Genomic DNA, 17705 nt, shown 5'->3' on the forward strand with positions numbered 1-17705 from the left:
CCGGCGACTGGCTGACCGTCGACGACACCTTCCAGGTCACCGCCGTCCCGGACGGATGGCTCTACGCCGTCGGTGATGTCAATCACCGCGCCCTGATGACGCACCAGGGCAAGTACCAGGCCCGGATCGCCGGCGCCGTGATCGGAGCCCGCACCCACGGTGAGCCGGTGGACGACAGCCGATGGAGCGCACACGTCGCCACCGCCGACAGCGAAGCCGTACCGCAGGTGATCTTCACCGACCCCGAGGTCGCCGCCGTCGGCCTGACCACACAGGACGCGGAGCGCACCGGACGCCAGGTCACCGTGGTCGACCACGACTTCTCCTCCGTCGCCGGCGCACAGCAGTACGTCAAGGGATACCGCGGCAAAGCCCGCATGCTGATCGACACCGACCGCGGCACCATCGCCGGCGTCACCTTCGTCGGTCCCGGTGTCGCCGAACTGCTCCACTCGGCAACGATCGCCGTCACCAGCGAGGTGCCGGTCGAACGACTCTGGCACGCCGTCCCCGCATTCCCCACCATCAGCGAAGTCTGGCTACGGCTGCTGGAAACCCACCGCGGGTAGGCGAGGGTGCCGCCATCAGCGGCAGAAGACGTTGCCCGAGAAGCAGGCGCAGGCCGTCGTCGACGAGGTACGCGGCAAGGGAGCAAAGACCGTCGCCTTCCAGTCCGACCAGGCGGACACGAGCAGGGCGCCGGCGCTGATCGACGACGTGATCGCGCACTTCGGCGGCCTGGACATCCTCGTCAACAACGCGGCGATCTCCGTGGAGCAGGGCCGCACGGTGGACGACCCGGACGCCGACACCGCCGCACTGGACCGGATGCACGCCACCAACTACCTCGGCGTGATCGCCGTCATCCGGGCAGCCTCCCGAGTGCTGAGCGCGGGCGGCCGCATCATCACGGTGAGTTCCGGACTGGCCTCCCGGGTCGGTGTCCCGGGCCTTGCCGACTACTCGGCGACCAAGTCAGGGATCGAGAGGTACACCATGGGGGTCGTACGGGACCTCGGGCCCCGGGACATCACGGCCAACGTCGTGGAGGCCGGACTGATGGAGAGCGGCATGGAACCGCCGGACCCCGAGGTCCTCAAGGCCATAGTCAGCTCGCTGTCCCTGCAGCGCGTTGGCCACCCCGACGAAATCGCCGCGGCGATCGCCTTCCTGGCGAGCCCCGCCGCCTCATACGTCACGGGCTCGGTGCTGGACGCCCACGGCGGCTACAACGCGTGACCGCCCAATGATCACGATGGCACGCGGATGGTAGGCAACACCGAGGTCGGGTGTCGGTGAAGGCCTGGGTGACGCGGTTTGCGTGCGGGCGCGGTGACCTTGTCAAGAAAGCGGTGGGGCCACCGCGTACACCCAACCGGCTCCGTCGCACAGCACGACGGTGTCGTTCACGACCAGCGGCGCGCACAGGCCGAAAACCTCCGGCCTCGACGACCACAGCGGTGCTCCCGTACCGGCGTCGAGCGCGGTCACCGTCCAGGTGCCGCACACATATACGACACCGTCCGCCACCGCGAGGCCTTGGCCCGCGTCGCCGACCTCCGTGCGCCAACCCTGCTGTCCGGTCGCCGGGTCCAGCGTAAACGCCGTGCCGCCTGCCGCTGTTGCGTACAGCACTCCCGCATCCACGATCGGGGCACTGCCCACGTACCCGTCGGTGTCGGCGTGCCACAGGGTCTGGCCGGACGCGGCATCGAATGCTCGTACGCCCAGCGCGCCGCCGGACTCCGACTGGCTCATGCCGATGAACACCCGTCCTTGCACGATCGTCGGGGCCGTGACCACCGCGCCGGTGGTGTCCGCCGTCCATCGACGCGTCCCCGTGGACGCGCAGACGGCATGAACCCCGCCGGTGCGGCTCACATAGAAGACGCCGTCGGCGAAGCGTGGCTCGGCAGCGGGAAATCCATCGAGCGCGGCATGCCAGCGGTCCTCTCCGGTCGCAGCGTCAAACGCGCGCAGGGTGGTGGGGCCGGCGCCTGCGCAGATCATCCCGTTCGCGTATGTCGCGCCGTGGAACCCGCCTTCGGGTGCGGGCGGCCGCCGCCAGCGCACGCTACCGGTCTCCGCGTCGACGGCGAGCAGATCCCCACCGGCCGCGAAGACCGTGCGGTCGACAACCACGGGCGTGCAGTCGGCGATATCGTCGGTTTCGCATTCCCACAACAGATGTCCGGTGGCGGGATCCAGCGCGAACAAGGATGCGCCGCCGACGTACACCTTCCCATGCCCGGACGAGGGCGTCACCGCGTTGGTGCCGTAGCTCTCGAACGACCAGCGCACGGTGCCTTGGGGCAGAGACACAGAGGAACTCCCTATCGGTATCGGTGACGTGCGCTCTATTCGGCCACCTCGCCCGCCTCCGCAGCCCGCGGCGAGAGCGCCCACCCCACCGAGCACGCCCAGCAGCAACCTCCGCCGGGACAGGGCACGCTTCGCCGCATGCGCGCGGGCCGAATCGGCGGAATACGCAGACCCGGCACTCGCGGCAGGCTCAAAAGGGGTCACGGCCGCCGACCGTATCAAGCCGGTCCCGACACGGCCGACGGCCGGGTACGACTGGGCAAACTGGGCGTACGGGCCTTCCTCGAAGGGGCGGCTGCAGATCAGCTCCCAGCCATCGTGGTACAGGTCGACCTCCCCTTCTCCGAACCCCTCCAGCTTCAGGTCTCCTCGGTCAGCGGGTCCCGTCGTCAAACCGGATGACCGCGCTGACCAGCGGCACGTTCCGCAGCGGACTGACCTCGTAGGACGGGACGATCGAACGGGCGTGGCGAACGAGTTCCTCTTCCCGGGCGTTCAGGCTGAAGTATGCGGAGATCTCGTCGTGCGCGGGCTCGACGCCGGCTCCGTCTTCCTCCGCCTCTGGCGCGGTGGCCGTCGCTGGGGAGGCGCGGCGGCCCCCGCGAAGAGGTGGGGGCAGTCGGTGTCATGGGTGACCGCCGCGGCGAGGAGGGCGTCCAGCGCCGCCTTGAGGGGGTCGGGGGGAGCATCGAAAAGTGCGGCGAAGGCGGCGGCCTGGGCAAGCCGGGGGTTCCATCGTCGGACCGTGGAACGAGTGCTTCGGAGAGCGCGGCGTCCCGCAGCCTTCGTGGGTTGTCCAGCGGCGGTGAGTAGGTCTCGCCCCGGTCGAGCTCGGCCAGGCCGCGCGCTTCCCGTGGTGGGGGAAACGGCAACGCGCCCGGCCGCGACAGGGCGGAGCGCACGTCGGCAGGCATCTGCTGCCACCAGCAGGGCCCTCGTCGTAACTCATGGGGTTGCCGAGCATGACGGCGGCAAGGACTTCCGAAGTTGCTGACGGTGACCGTGATGAAGTCGGCACCGGCTGTTGCGGCCACGGAGATGGTGATCCGCCCGTGGTAGCTGGCTTCTTGGACACCTCGCCCATAATCGCCCCGCTGGGACCACACCCAGTGGGGCGATTCCACTTCCGCCCTCGGCACCTTGAATGCCGCCCCCGTCGGCAATTTCAGCGTCGCCCAACAGCCCCACGCGCAGGTGACCACGTCGGCCCCTTGGCAGGCTTCTTCAGCCGGCTGAACAGCGTAGGAGCGGACAGGGCGAAGGAGGTGCCGTCGACCGGTCATGACATCGCAAGCGCCGCTCCAGTGGTAGATGGCCTAGCCCCGCCGTCTCGGTTGAGATGAGGCCGGAAGCGGGGAGGAGTGACGAAAGTGCCTTCTGGGCTGGGACGATGAACCTTGTCGAGGAGTTCTGTCGGTCCAAGTGGAAGGCACTTTGTAGGTGCAGGGTATCGAGAACACGAGCTGCGCGATCGACTCGATCCTCCGGCGGGCGTAGGGTGCGGCGGCGCGGGCACCCTCGCATAGGCTGGCCGTCTCATCCGACGCGCCGCGACGAGGATCAGCCCATGCGCAGCAGCACCAGGATCCGCCTGATCGAGCCCGCCGACGCCGCCCCGATAGCCGCGCATCGGGTGCGGGACTTCGAGGCTTTCCGGCCGTGGGAACCGGCCCAGCCGGCCGACTTCTTCACCCCGGAGGGCCAGGCGGAGCGGATCGACAGTCTGCTGGCCGGATACCGGGCCGGCTCGGTCTGGCCGGGCGTGGTGCTCGCCGACGACCAGGTGATCGGGCAGGTCACCGTCGGAGGCATCCTGCCGCAGCCGCACCTGCGCCGCGGCTCCGTCGGATACTGGATCGCCAGCGTCGCCCAGAATCAAGGGCACGCCGGGCACGCCGTCGGGCTTGTACTCCGGGTGATGACGGACGAACTCGGGTTGCACCGCGCCGAGGCGTCCACCAATCTGGAGAATCTGCCGTCGCAGCGGGTGCTGCGCCGCAACGGGTTCAGCCCGTACGGCGTCGCGCACTCCTCGATCTTTCTCGACGGGAGCTGGCGGGACGGGCTGCTGTGGGAGCGGGTCCTCGGCGACTAACCTCGCCGTTTCGGTTGAGATGAGGCCGGAAGCGGGGAGGAAATACGAAAGTGCCTTCTGAGCTGGGACGATGAACCTTGTCGAGGGGTTCTGTCGGTCCAAGCGGAAGGCGCTTTCTGCGTGCAGGGTCCTGGCCCTGGACGAGCGGATCGAGGACGACGACCGGAGATCCGCGCGACTTTCCGGGCCGACGACCGCGCCGAGATCACGCGCCCCTTCCGGGGCGGGATCGACGACCACCGCACGGTCTACGGGGCTTGCACCGGGCCGGTCCGGTCCCAGCCGGGGATCAGCTCCTCCCGGTGGACGTCCTCGCCATGGACCTGCTCGCCGCAGGTCTCGCAGACCGTGTGAGTGACGAGCTCGTGGTCCCGGTGACGGATCCGGCCGGGCGGCGCTGTGACGGCCCAGCGGTCGCCCCAGCCGATGAGCTCGCGGGTGATGCCCCCCAGATCGCGCCCCGCCTCCGTCAGGTAGTAGCCGCTGTAGCGGCCGTCGTCCGGCAGCGGGCGCCGTTCGAGGACGCCGCTCTCCACCAGCGCCTTCAGGCGCGCCGCCAGGCGGTCCGTGGGGGCGCCGGTATTCCTGGCGATCTGCCGGAACCGGTGGTTGCCGAGCATGACCTCGCGGATCGCCGGCAGGGCCCATCGGTCGCCGACGATCTGCAGGGCGGCGGAGAGCGAGCAAGGGCGTCCGGCCATGTCCTGGGGATCGATGCGCGTGGTCATTGCCCCATTATGGCCCGACAGGGTTTGATTTCCAAATCACCCTGTGCTTGGCTTGCGCCATGGCTTCCATGCTTCGATTTTCAAAGCACCCTCGAACGGCCGCCGCAGTCGTCCTGGTGGCCGTCTTCATGACCAACCTGGATCTGCTGATCGTCAACGTGGCGCTTCCGGCCATGGGAGAGGACCTCTCCGGGGGCGGCAGGGGCGCCAGCCTCGGTTCGCTGTCCTGGGTCCTCAACGCCTACACGATCACCTTCGCCGCGCTGCTGGTGGTGGCCGGGCGTGCCGGTGACCGCATAGGCCAGCGGCCGGTCTTCCTCACCGGGATCGCCGTCTTCACCCTCGCGTCGCTGGGGTGTGCCCTGGCCCCGAACCTGGAGACCCTCGTCGTGGCCCGCGTGGTGCAGGCCATCGGGGCGTCCGCCCAGATTCCAACGTCCCTGGCCCTGCTGCTGGCGACGGTGCCGGCCGAGCGCCGCACCCAGGCCACCCGAAGCTGGGCTGCGGTCGGCGGACTCGCCGCAGCCGCCGGGCCCGTCGCCGGCGGCCTCCTGACCGAGGTGGACTGGAGGTGGGTCTTCGCCGTCAACCTGCCCATCGGCATCGTGGCGCTCGTCGCCGGCCGATCGGTCCTGCCGAAGCTGACCGCACGGGAGGCCGGACCGCTTCCCGACCTCCTCGGCGCCCTGCTGGTCATCTTCTCGGTCGCGGCGCTGTCCGGGGCGCTGGTACAGGCACCCGACTGGGGCTGGACGAGCGGCAGGTTCGTACTGCTCCTGGTCGTTGCCGTGATCAGCGGCGCCGCGTTCGTTCTCAGGTCCCTGCGGCACCCCCGCCCGCTGTTCGAGCTGGACCTGATGCGGCTGCCGCGCTTCGGAGCGGCGAACGCGGGCAGCCTCGTGTTCGGCGTCGCCTTCGCAATCATGCTGCTGTCGAACGTGTTGTGGTGCCAGGAGGTCTGGCACTGGAGCGCACTGCGCACCGGTCTCGCCCTGGTCCCCGGTCCCGCCCTCGTGCCGGTCGTCACCATTCTGACCGCCCGCGCCGCGCAGCGCTTCGGGCAGGGGCCGCTGATCGCCGCGGGCGGGTTGCTGTTCGCCGGCGGCATGGTCTGGTTCGCGTGCTTCGCGTCCGTCACACCGGACTATCTGCGTGGCCTGCTGCCCAACCAGCTGCTGACCGGTGCGGGTGTCGGTCTGGCCCTGGGCACACTGGTGGCCGCCGGTGTGCACGCCGTGCCGGGACACCGTGCGGCAACAGGGTCAGCGCTGGTCAACTCCGTCCGCCAGATCTCGACCACGGTCGGCGTCGCCGTCCTGGTCGCGGTGGTCGGCTCCCACGTCGATTCCGCCCCACTTCACGACTTCCGGATCGTCTGGTGGGTAGCCGCCGTACTGGGCCTGGCGACGTCGGCGTTCGGTGTGCACCTCAGCCGTGGCGGCGGCTCGGGCCGGACGGCGTCCGCCGCGTCGAAGGAGCCCGAGGCGGATGCGCAGGCTCTGACGGACGCGTCCTGACCGACCCTTCCCTTCGTTCTGCGGCAGCTGGGCCAGTACCGACGTTCGGACACGACGGGCGTCAGGAGGTCACGGAGCAGGACGATACGTCGGCCGGGCTCGACGGGAATCTTCCACACCCGCTCGACCTCCGGCAACGGCGCGGGGAGCGGGTCCACGGCAAGGCCGCCTTTGGTGAGTTCGGCTGCGAGGGAAAGGAGTTCGGCGAAGATGCCGGCGGTGGTCACCGAACCCTGGCTCCTGCCCATGATGTTCAGGTCGGCCGCGCGCAGCAGGAACGAGGGCAGGGTGATCTCCTGGCCGGCGATCGAGCCGATCTGACCCAGGCCAGGGGCTTGGAGCGGTCGGGGCGGGCGCTCAGCAGGGCGGGCATGGCCTGCTGGTGGGCCGGCCCCACAGGTGGTCGAGGACGATGTCGACGCCTCGTCGGCGCCGAGGTCCGCGAGCAGGTCGAGACGTTGCGGGCCGCGGGCCGCGCCGCTCACGCGGGCGGCGCCGAGGTTCTTGACGATCTGTACTCGACTCCATGGCCTCGTGGCGCAGAGATACGACAAGCTCGCGGCCGGCCAGCAAGTGCGGGGCCGTGCCGGCGAGTTCTTCCAGCGCGGCACGTACCGCCTCGGTGACCAGCTCCAGCCGGCCGATGGGACATCCGCCTGGGCCAACGACGCGTACCCGTACACGGTTCGCCACCGCTTCGCGAGAAGCTTGTCAGTTCCATTGGACGGCAAAAGGCAAAGGCAAGGAGAGCCCTCTCCTTGCCACTCTCAAGATATAGCGCGCTGGGGGGCTTGCCGCAAGACCCCGGGGGTGGCGCAGAATCGTCGGCCGATGCCACAACCTGTGGAAATGGGGGCGCGACGTGCGTGTGTTGTTGTCGAGGTATGGGGGACGCGGTGACGTCGAACCAGTGGTGGTGCCGGCAGTGCAGTTGCGGGTGCTCGGCGCGGGGGTGCGGGGGTGCGCTGCGCACGACTGGGCGCAGCGGCCGGCCGACTCGTCAGAGGGAAAGCAACCAGGGATAGAGGACGTGCTCGACAAGAGGTTCGACGGAGTTGGAGGCGCCGGTGATTCGATCGGCCACCGCAGTGCAACGGAGCACGGCTGCCTCGGAGGTGTCGCAGTGACTGAGCGGTACGTGTTGGATCTTCAAGAGGTTGACGAGATGCAGGTCGCCGTCGTTGGCGGCAAGGGCGCGCACCTGGGCGGGCTGTCGCGGATCGAAGGCATCCGCGTGCCGGGTGGCTTCTGCGTGACGACGGACGCCTTCCGGCGGATCATGGCGGAAGCGTCGTCGATCGACGATCGGCTCGATCAGTTGTCGCGCTTGAACCCGGACGACCAGGAGGCGATCGGCACGCTCAGCGCGGAGATTCGTCGGACCATCGAAGGAATGGCCATCCCGGGCGATCTCGCGGCGGCGATCACCCGCGCGCTCGCCCAGCTCGGCGAGCAAGCCGCCTACGCCGTCCGATCCAGTGCGACGGCAGAGGACCTGCCGACGGCCTCCTTTGCCGGCCAGCAGGACACGTATTTGAACGTCGTGGGGCCGGCGGCGATCCTCCAGCACGTCAGCCGGTGCTGGGCCTCGCTGTTCACGGAGCGGGCCGTGACCTACCGCCAGCGGAACGGCATCGACCACCGTACGGTCCACATGGCCGTGGTCGTGCAGCAGATGGTCTTCCCGCATGCGGCCGGCATCCTGTTCACGGCCGACCCCGTCACGGGCAACCGGAAGGTCGCCACCGTGGACGCCGGCTTCGGCCTCGGCGAGGCCCTGGTCTCCGGCCTGGTGAACCCTGACGTCTTCAAGGTGCGACACGGCGAAGTCGTCGCCAAGGCGATCGCCGCCAAACAGCGTGCCGTTCACGCCCTACCGGCCGGCGGTACGCAGGAAGTGGCGATCGACTCGCAGCGGCAGGAGCAGCCGGCGCTGACGGATGCGCAGGTCGTGCGGCTCGTGCAGCTCGGGCGGCGGATCGAAGCGCACTTCGGCCGCCCGCAGGACATCGAATGGTGCCTGGTCGATGATGGCTTCCAGATCGTTCAGAGCCGGCCGATCACGACGCTGTTCCCCATCCCCGAGACCGGCGACCAGGAGAATCACGTCTACGTCTCCGTTGGTCATGGGCAGATGATGACCGACCCCATGAAGCCTCTGGGGCTCTCCGTGTGGCAGCTGACGGCCATGGTGCCGATGCACGAGGCCGGCGGGAGGCTGTTCGTCGACGTCACCCGGCGCCTGGCCTCGCCCGCGAGCCGCGCCGGCCTCCTGGACGCCATGGGGAGAGCCGATCCGCTGATCAGGGACGCTCTGGAGACCGTCCTCGACCGCGACGATTTCGCCCCGTCGCTCCCGGACGCGGGTCCCGGCGGGCCGCCAGCCGGTGCGTCCGCCCCGATCGAGACCGATCCGGCCATCGTCACCGAGCTGATCGAGCGCAGCCAGGTGTCCATCGCCGCCCTGGAGCGCGACATCCGGACGAAGACCGGACCGGCGCTGTTCGACTTCCTGCTGGAGGCCTTCGAGGAGCACAAGCGAGTCCTCGGTGATCCGCTGAACCTCCAGGCGATCATGGCAGGGATGGAGGCCACGTGGTGGCTCAACGACAAGCTGCAGGAGTGGCTGGGCGAGAAGAACGCGGCTGACACGCTGACGCTGTCCGCCCCCGACAACGTCACGTCGGAGATGGGACTGGCGCTGCTCGACGTCGCGGACGTGATCCGCCCGCAGCCGGAGGTGGTGGCGTTCCTGCAGGGCGTCGAGTACGTCGAGGACGATGCCTTCCTGGACGAGCTGGCGAAGCTCGCGGGCGGGACCGAAGCGCGCGACGCCATAGAGGCCTACCTCGACCGGTACGGCATGCGCTGCGTCGGCGAGATCGACATCACGAGGCCACGTTGGCGCGAGCGCCCCACCACGCTCGTGCCCGTGATCCTCGACAACGTCAGGAACTTCGAGCCGGGCGCCGCCGAGCGGCGCTTCGAGCAAGGGCGGCAGAAGGCTCAGAAGAAGGAACAGGACGTGCTGTCACGCTTGCGGGCCCTGCCGGACGGGGACCAGAAAGCCGACGAGGCCAAGCGGATGATCGACCGGGTCAGAACCTTCATCGGGTACCGGGAGTACCCGAAGTACGGCATCGTCAGCCGCTCCTTCGTCTACAAGCAGGCCCTGCTGGAAGAGGCCGAACGCCTCGTGCAGGCCAACGTGCTTCCTGAGAAGGACGACATTTTCTACCTCACGTTCCAGGAACTCCACGACGTCGTGCGCTCGAACCAGGTAGATGACCAGCTCATCCAGCAGCGCAAGGACTCCTTCCGGTCGTACCACGCGCTCACACCGCCCCGGGTGCTCACATCGGATGGTGAGGCCGTCACCGGGGCGTACCGGCGCGACGACGTGCCGGCCGGCGCCCTGATCGGCCTACCGGTTTCCGCCGGGACCATCGAGGGAAGGGCCCGCGTCATCCTTGACATGGCGGAGGCCGTTCTCGAAGCGGGCGACATCCTGGTCACGACCTTCACGGACCCCAGCTGGTCGCCGCTGTTCGTCGGAGTCGCGGGCCTGGTGACGGAGGTGGGCGGCCTGATGACCCATGGCGCAGTGATCGCCCGGGAGTACGGCTTGCCGACCGTCGTGGGCGTGGAGCAGGCCACCAGGCTGATCCGGGACGGGCAGCGGATCCGCGTGCACGGAACCGACGGGTACGTCGAGATCCTGCCTTGACCGACCACACCGAGAAGCCCCATCCGTAGCGTCCGACCAAACAACGCCAAGCAGTTGATGACCAGCCCACGACCGCCGCCCGCAACGCGCACACGACCCGTAGCTGTGCTTCACCTGGGAAGTGCCTGTTCCGCTACCACGTACAGGACCCTCAGCACATCCTATCGTTGCAGCTCAGAGGCACTTTCTACGTTCTCGATCACCTACCGGACAGCGCCCCTCGTGAAAGCCCGAGGCGAGCAGCTGGACGACAAGCGCGGCAGCGATAGCCAGGTCCTCGATCAGCCAGGACAGCGGACCGCTGCCGAACGGCCAGCCGCTGGTGGCCATCTGAACCCAGCCGCCACCCGATTCATCGGTTCCCGCGCGCCACCATCAGCTGCAATCGTCACCGCCCCTCCTCGGTCGGGTCGAAGTAGTACGGCCGGCCCGACATCGTCCACGGTCCCTGACTGACGGCCGTCCTCTGCTCCGGCAGGGGGGATTCCGCGAGCCACGGTGTCTCTCCATCCGCATCGGGACGGCCGGTCTGGGATTCTGAACTGCCGGGACTGGTGGGGACTGGTGCGGCGGGCTGATGCGGGTCCACGGACTCGATGATCCCGGTGATTGAGGGGTGCGTGTGCGCGGCTTCCAGCAGTTGGGCGGCGCCTCGGACGGCTGCGGTGTGCGGGGCGGGCACGGGCTTGACAGGGGCGTGCAACTGGCCGGCGAGTCGGTGGGTGATGTCGGGGCGCAGAGCGCCCCCGCCGGCCAGGAGTGCACCTCGCTGGAGGGCGTCGAGCGTGTGAGTGGTGTGGTCCTGTTCCAGCATCGTGGTCACCATCGCGACTACTGCGTCGGTGATCTGCGCGGGTGGGGTGAGGTTGTCCAGGTCGCTGGTGCCCAGGGCGGTATGGCGGGCGTCGGTCACTGCGCCATCGGTGAGGAGCGTGACCTCAGTGAGGTGGGCGCCGATGTCGATGACAAGCTGGGGACGGGCCAGGTCGGCGCCCGTGGCCAGCGCGACGGCTCGCGCGGTGGGGATGGTCAGCACGGCGTGCGGCCGCAGCACCTGGACGGCGATGCGGGCCTCGGTCCGGAAGGCGACTCCTCCGAGTACGGGGGCGGTCAGGACGATCAGGCGGCGGCCGAAGCGGGGCAGGCGGTGACCGAGCAGGCGATCGAGCATCCGGGCGGTTCCCGGGGTGTGGACGATGGTGCCGCGCTGGATGGGGTGGATCGCGCCGTCGCCGGGGAAGGTCACCGTGGGCGCGTCAAGGATCGTTCTCCGGCTGGACATCCAGGCCCGGGTGCGGGCGCTGCCGAGGTCGAGGGCGATGCCGAAGCTCTGGCGGTACAAGGGCCAGGGCCGCGGCGGGGCGGTCACGGCGCCGGGTCGGGCTGTGGTGGTCATCGTCCTGCCTCCCTGACCTGCTGGCAGCGGGCGCAGTAGCGGGCTTGCGGCACGATCATCAAACGCTCGCGGGCGATGGGCCTACGGCACAGGTGGCAGGCGCCGTAGCGGCCCTGGTCCATGCGTTCGAGGGCCGCTACGACGTCGGCGAGGACCATGCGGGCGGAGGCGGCGAGCTTGACCCGTACCTCGAACTGGGAGGCGGCCTGCCGGTCGAGGAGCGCGTACGTGCGAGGCGCGGCGGCGGCTGCGATCTGCTGCAGCTGCTCCTGGCGGAACAGGCGCTGCTCGTGCAGGTTGTCGCGTAGCGCCGCGAGGTCCTCGATGGACAGGGTCGTGTTGCGGTCGCCGATGATCTGATGGTTCACCACTTCACCCCTTGGGCAGGGCGGGAGACGGAGACTGGGCGGGCAGTTGTCAGGCTGCGGTGAGCTGGCAGGGGACGCAGAACCGCGTGTAGGGCAGGATTTCCAGGCGCTCGACCGGGATGGGCGTGGAGCAGCCCAGGCAGATTCCGTAGCTTCCGTCCTCGACGCGGGTGAACGCGGCCTCGATCTCCTTGAGAACCCGCTCGATGGTGTCTTTCTGCGCCGACATCATCTCCTCCGCGCCCTGCCGGGCCTCGCCGACGGCACGCAGTTGCGTCAGTCGGGAGTTGCGTTCGTGCTCGAGACGCTGGCGGGCCTCGTGCGCCGTCAGACGCTCGGGACGAACTCCGATGCGGGGCGTATCAAGCGACATGATGGGTCCTTCCTTCACACAAGAGGGTGTACGGGGACGGGGTGTGATGGGGCGGGGTGCGGCTCGGGGCGATGGCCGGGATCACGGTCGGTGTGTCATGCCCCCACCGTGAGCGATACGCCGCGTAAATCCCATCGGGCGCGATACCCATCTGCGGCAGATCGCAGGGCCCATCCGCGGTGTGGGCAGTCCAAGGTCAGGAAATGGGCATTGGAGCCCATCGACGAGTGGAGCGCCTGACGGGCAGGCTGGAGGCAGGCCGGTCAAGATCAGTGGCCGCAGCTCACGCTTGGGGTGCGCGGTGACCGACAGTAGAGGCAAAGCCGTGTCACGAAGGAAGGCGTCATCCCGGTGTCCCTGTTCTGGCGGATCTTTGCGCTCAATGCGATGGTGCTGGGTACCGCCACCGCGCTGCTGCTGTGGGCTCCGGTGACCGTCTCGGTTCCGGTCCTGCTGACCGAGGCGGTCATCCTCGTGGCCGGCCTTGTGGTCATGCTGGTCGCCAACGCGGCCCTGCTTCGGATCGGGCTGGGCCCCCTGGACCGGCTGACGAAGCTGATGACCACCGTCGACCTCCTGCGCCCCGGCCAGCGGCTGCCTGCGCACGGCCGCAGCGAGATCGCCGAAGTGGTCCGCACCTTCAACGCCATGCTCGAGAGGCTGGAGCAGGAACGGGCCACCAGCAGCGCCCGCGCCCTGCTCGCGCAGGAAGCCGAACGGCGCCGCATTGCCCAGGAACTCCACGACGAAGTCGGTCAGAGCATGACCGCGATCCTGCTCGCGCTGAAACGGGCCTCCGACGAGGCCGAGGCGAACGAACCACTGCGTGACGAGCTGCAGCAGGCCCAGGAGATCACCCGGGAGAGCCTGGACGAGGTCCGCCGCCTGGTGCGCCGGCTCCGTCCGAGCGTGTTGGACGATCTCGGCCTGATCAGCGCCCTGACCTCGCTGACCACCGAATTCGCCACCCACACCGAACTGCGCGTGCTGCGCCAGTTCGACCCCGACCTGCCCGCCCTGGATCAGCAGACGGAACTGGTGCTGTACCGGGTCGCCCAGGAGGCCCTGACCAATGTGGCCCGCCACGCCGAAGCAGACCGGGTCGAGGTAAGCCTGCGCCACGCCAAGGGCGTGGTGGTCCTGTCCGTCACTGACGACGGCCGCGGAACAGGAGTCGCGCCCGAAGGCGCAGGAATCCGCGGCATGCGCGAGCGGGCCCTGCTCACCGGGGCCACGTTGGACATCACCTCCCAGCCGAAGGCCGGTACACAGGTCCGGCTGACCGTGCCCGTCCCCAGAAAGCCATGACCATGACCCAGACGCCTACGATCCGTATCCTCCTCGCCGACGATCATGCGCTGGTGCGGCGGGGTGTGCGGCTCATCCTCGATCGCGAACCAGACCTTGAGGTCATCGCCGAGGCCGGGGACGGCGCGGAGGCCATCGCCCTGGCCCGCACCCACGACGTCGACCTCGCCGTACTGGACATCGCCATGCCCCGCATGACCGGTCTGCAGGCCGCACGGGAACTCCTCGCGCTCAAGCCGGACGTACGCGTGCTGATGCTGACGATGCACGACAACGAGCAGTACTTCTTCCAGGCGCTGAAGGCAGGCGCCAGCGGATACGTGCTGAAGTCCGTGGCCGACCGCGACCTGGTCGCCGCCTGCCGGGCCGCCATGCGCGACGAGCCCTTCCTCTACCCGGGCGCGGTCACCGCCCTCATCCGCAACTACCTCGACCGCGTCCGCCAGGGCGAGGAACCCCCCGACCAGGTCCTGACGCCTCGAGAAGAGGAGGTGCTCAAGCTCGTGGCCGAAGGCCACTCCTCCAAGGAGATCGCCGAGATCCTCTTCATCAGCATCAAGACCGTCCACCGACACCGGGCGAACCTCCTGCAGAAACTCGGCCTGCGGGACCGACTGGAGCTCACCCGCTACGCCATCCGGGCCGGCCTCATCGAACCCTGACCCTTCCTGACCGCCTCAAGGTCCAGCTGCCCACTCCCCAGCCGAGACCTTGAGGCTTCACGGCCCGCCGCCGGCCGGCCATACCGACACGCACCGAAATGAGAGGGACGGGCATGGCACGCTCCACGCACACCGTCCCGCGCACCGGTGGCTTCGGCCCGGCAGCGGTGATCGCTGTCCTGCTCGGCGTCCTCACCGCCCTGCTCATCCCACCGGCACACGGCAGCACATGCCCTCATGCACCGCACGGTGCGGTACTCGCTTCCGGGGCGCTGCAGGCCGGCAGCGGACCTTACGCGGACGACGGACACTCCGCCATGGGCAGCGCCGCGTCCCGAAGCCACCGCGACACCACCGGCGAACAACCTGCTCCGCCGGCCCCCGCCAGCCTCGCCCCATGCTGCACAGCCGACAGTCCACCGCAGTCCGCCTCCTCACCGCTGCCGGCGCTGCGCCTGCCCACCTCCACACAGCCATCGGACTGTCACCCGATGCGTGCACCACCTCCACCGCCAGGCACCTGAAACACACCCTTCTCTCCCTATTCCTGACCGCCGCCACTGACCTGGCCGCGGTGTGCCTGCCGGAGGCCCGCTTTGAACCGATCCCTGCGCATCAGAGGGCTGTTCGCCCTCGCTGCCGTTGCCCTGTCCCTGTACATCGCGCTCACCGTGCCCGTCCAACTTGGGCTTGATCTGCGCGGCGGCACGCAGATCGTGCTGGAAACCCGACCCACCGCCACCTCCCACCCCGACAGCGAGACCACCGACCGCACCGTGGAAGTGCTGCGCGGCCGCATCGACGCGCTCGGCGTCACCGAATCCACCATCGCCCGCTCCGGCAGCAACCGGATCGTCGTCGAGCTGCCCGGCGTCCAGGACCCGACCAAGGCCACCGACGTTCTCGGCCGTACCGCTCAGCTCACCTTCCACCAGGTGCTCGGCACAGCCAACAGCGCCGACGACACTCCCGATCCACTGCCCAAACGACCCCGCCAGCACGTCCTTGCCGACGAGTCCGGCCAGCTCCTGCGCCTGCAGGCAGCCTCGCTGACCGGCAACGACGTCAAAGAAGCCGCCACCCGCTTCGACCAGCAGGGCGGCGCCGGATGGCACGTCATCGTCGACTTCAAAGGCCCCGGCCGTGACGGGTGGGCCCGCCTGACCGGCCAGGCTGCCTGCCACCCGGCGGGCGACCCGGCCCGCAGGGTCGCCATCGTCCTCGACGACAAGATCATCTCCTCGCCGCAGGTCGACCCGTCGGTCTCCTGCGGCTCCGGCATCAGCGGTGGCTCCACGCAGATCACCGGATCCTTCAGCGCCGACGAAGCGCGAGAACTGGCCCTGCTCATCAACGGCGGAGCCCTGCCCGTGCCGGTCGAGACCGTCGAACAGCGCACCGTCGGCCCCACCCTGGGCGCCCAAGCCATCACGGCCAGCGCCTGGGCCGCCGCCATCGGCACCGCGCTCACCGCCCTGTTCATCATCGCGGTCTACCGACTCATGGGCGTCCTGGCCACCGTAGCCCTGGCCTGCTACGGCCTCATCTCCTACGCCGCCTTGGCCGCACTCGGCGCCACCCTCACCCTGCCCGGACTCGCCGGATTCGTCCTGGCCATCGGCATGGCCGTCGACGCCAACGTACTCGTCTTCGAACGCGCCCGCGAAGAGTACGCCGTGCGCCACCGCGCCACCACACGCTCGTCCCTGACCGCCGGCTTCCGCGGCGCCTTCAGCGCGATCGCCGACTCCAACATCACCACCCTCATCGCCGCAGGCCTGCTGTTCTTCCTCGCCTCCGGACCCGTCCGCGGCTTCGGGGTCACCCTGGGCATCGGCGTCCTCGCCTCCATGCTCAGCGCCCTGGTCACCACCCGCGTGCTCGCCGACCACGCAGCCGCCCGCCCATGGGTGCGCCGACGCCCTCGCCTCACGGGCATCGCTCACACCGGCACCATCCGCGACCGCCTCAGCCGCAGAAACCCCCACCTGATGCGCCACCCCCGCCGGTGGCTGGCCGCCTCCGTCGCCGCGCTCGTCCTGGCCGTTTCCGGCATCGCCCTGCGCGGCCTCGACTTCGGCATCGAATTCACCGGCGGCCGCATCATCGAATACTCAACCGCCACCCCCGTCGCCCCCGACCGGGCCCGCGCTGCCCTCGCTGAGGCCGGATTCCCCCGAGCCATCGTCCAGACCTCCGGCGAGAACCAACTCACCGTCCGCACCCACCAGCTGAGCAACGCACAGGCAACCGAAATCAGCGAAACCGTCAGCGATCTGACACGGAGCGCGAACAAGCTGCGCGACGAAGCCATCGGCCCCAGCCTCGGCAAAGAACTACGCCAAGGCGCCGTCATCGCCCTGGCCGTTGCCCTCGGCGCCCAGCTGATCTATCTCGCGGCACGCTTCCACTGGCTGTTCGGAACCGCCGCGGTCGCCGCCCTCGCCCACGATGTGGTAATCCTCATCGGCATCTTCGCCTGGCTCGGCAAACCCATCGACGGCGTCTTCCTCGCCGCGCTCCTGACCGTCATCGGCTACTCCGTCAACGACTCCGTCGTCGTCTTCGACAGGATCAGAGAACTCCGCCGCCGCGACCGCAAAACGCCCTTTTCCCGCATCACCAACCAGGCACTCCTGCAGACCCTGCCCCGCACTGTCAACACCGGCATGGGCGCGGCATTCATCCTCACTGCATTGGCCGTCCTCGGCGGTGAGTCCCTCACCGACTTCGCGCTTGCCCTCCTCACCGGCCTCGCGGTCGGCACCTACTCCTCCATGTTCACCGCCACACCACTGGCCATCGAACTGCACAACCGCACATAGCGGGACTCACCACGGCCCGTGGTCCAGGCATCCCGTCCACCGCTCACGCAGAACACGGTCTGCTCCTGTCGCCTGAGCCGATCAGGCGACAGGCTCCGGTCGGACGCAGCATCGGCCGGGGCTGGGCAGGCAGACCGCACCGTCCTGACTGGGATCCTCCGATGACTCTCCGGCCGCAACGACACCGCGCCACCCCCACCGCTGACATCGCCCCGCTCCCAACAGACAAGCACCCGCCGGGCCCAGGTGCCAGCACCCCACCAACATCACCGACAGAGTCCCGGTATTGCGTCCAGGACAGGACTCGCCGCGTTGTTGTGATACCGCACCACCGGCACAAGGGTGTGGACGGCGCGACCCGCCGTCGCCGATGTCACGGATCCA

Annotated in this window: 12 protein-coding genes and 1 pseudogene; 8 read left to right on the forward strand and 5 right to left on the reverse strand. The window is 69.2% G+C overall.

Translation table 11 applies throughout. The features are described from left to right. Together ABT078_RS18620 and ABT078_RS18625 are read left to right on the forward strand one after the other, a co-directional pair. The coding region (locus tag ABT078_RS18620; protein WP_502981247.1) for an oxidoreductase dimerization domain-containing protein at window positions 1–569 on the forward strand (569 nt) is incomplete at its 5' end. Window positions 570–600: 31 nt separating this feature from the next. Then, window positions 601–1239, forward strand: a complete 639-nt coding sequence (locus tag ABT078_RS18625) for an SDR family NAD(P)-dependent oxidoreductase (RefSeq protein ID WP_351228956.1) — start codon at window positions 601–603, stop codon at window positions 1237–1239. Between the two features lie 102 nt (window positions 1240–1341). Here the strand turns inward: ABT078_RS18625 and ABT078_RS18630 are convergent, their stop codons facing one another. Then, the gene (locus ABT078_RS18630; protein ID WP_351228958.1) at window positions 1342–2322 is read right to left on the reverse strand and encodes an outer membrane protein assembly factor BamB family protein; all 981 of its coding nucleotides are present in this window, start codon (window positions 2320–2322) and stop codon (window positions 1342–1344) included. Between the two features lie 1567 nt (window positions 2323–3889). Between ABT078_RS18630 and ABT078_RS18635 the strand changes: the two genes are divergently transcribed. Then, window positions 3890–4417: a GNAT family N-acetyltransferase gene (locus ABT078_RS18635; protein ID WP_351228961.1), complete on the forward strand. Its 528-nt coding sequence runs from the start codon at window positions 3890–3892 to the stop codon at window positions 4415–4417. 248 nt (window positions 4418–4665) lie between these two features. Here ABT078_RS18635 and ABT078_RS18640 read toward each other — a convergent pair whose 3' ends face one another. Further along, window positions 4666–5145, reverse strand: coding sequence for a winged helix-turn-helix transcriptional regulator (locus ABT078_RS18640; protein WP_351228963.1), 480 nt, complete (start codon window positions 5143–5145; stop codon window positions 4666–4668). A 68-nt stretch (window positions 5146–5213) separates the two neighbouring features. On the opposite strand from ABT078_RS18640, the gene ABT078_RS18645 reads away from it, so the two are divergent. Both ABT078_RS18645 and rph read left to right on the forward strand, forming a co-directional pair. Next, on the forward strand, window positions 5214–6662 hold the full coding sequence (locus tag ABT078_RS18645; protein WP_351228966.1) for an MFS transporter: 1449 nt from the start codon (window positions 5214–5216) through the stop codon (window positions 6660–6662). A 1123-nt stretch (window positions 6663–7785) separates the two neighbouring features. Continuing rightward, window positions 7786–10389, forward strand: a complete 2604-nt coding sequence (rph, locus tag ABT078_RS18650; protein ID WP_351228969.1) for a rifamycin-inactivating phosphotransferase — start codon at window positions 7786–7788, stop codon at window positions 10387–10389. Between the two features lie 601 nt (window positions 10390–10990). Here rph and ABT078_RS18655 read toward each other — a convergent pair. From ABT078_RS18655 to ABT078_RS18665, 3 genes and pseudogenes are all read right to left on the reverse strand, one after another. Then, window positions 10991–11785 (reverse strand): annotated as a pseudogene (locus ABT078_RS18655) (rod shape-determining protein); the annotation flags it as partial. Then, on the reverse strand, window positions 11782–12156 hold the full coding sequence (locus ABT078_RS18660) for a TraR/DksA family transcriptional regulator (RefSeq protein WP_351228971.1): 375 nt from the start codon (window positions 12154–12156) through the stop codon (window positions 11782–11784). The gene ABT078_RS18660 and the pseudogene ABT078_RS18655, both read right to left, overlap by 4 nt. A 46-nt stretch (window positions 12157–12202) precedes the next feature. Then, window positions 12203–12526, reverse strand: coding sequence for a TraR/DksA family transcriptional regulator (locus ABT078_RS18665; protein ID WP_351228973.1), 324 nt, complete (start codon window positions 12524–12526; stop codon window positions 12203–12205). Between the two features lie 351 nt (window positions 12527–12877). Between ABT078_RS18665 and ABT078_RS18670 the strand changes: the two genes are divergently transcribed. The 3 genes from ABT078_RS18670 (at window position 12878) to secD (ending at window position 17321) form a co-directional block, all read left to right on the forward strand. Then, the gene (locus ABT078_RS18670; protein WP_351228977.1) at window positions 12878–13834 is read left to right on the forward strand and encodes a HAMP domain-containing sensor histidine kinase; all 957 of its coding nucleotides are present in this window, start codon (window positions 12878–12880) and stop codon (window positions 13832–13834) included. Further along, complete coding sequence (locus ABT078_RS18675) at window positions 13831–14496, forward strand: response regulator (protein ID WP_351228980.1); 666 nt, start codon at window positions 13831–13833, stop codon at window positions 14494–14496. The genes ABT078_RS18670 and ABT078_RS18675 overlap by 4 nt, the downstream gene beginning before the upstream one ends. Before the next feature lie 596 nt (window positions 14497–15092). Beyond that, the gene (gene secD / locus ABT078_RS18680) at window positions 15093–17321 is read left to right on the forward strand and encodes a protein translocase subunit SecD (protein ID WP_351228982.1); all 2229 of its coding nucleotides are present in this window, start codon (window positions 15093–15095) and stop codon (window positions 17319–17321) included. Window positions 17322–17705 lie beyond the last annotated feature (384 nt).

It is taken from the genome of Streptomyces sp. NPDC002133 (assembly GCF_040296405.1).
Lineage (GTDB): Bacteria > Actinomycetota > Actinomycetes > Streptomycetales > Streptomycetaceae > Streptomyces.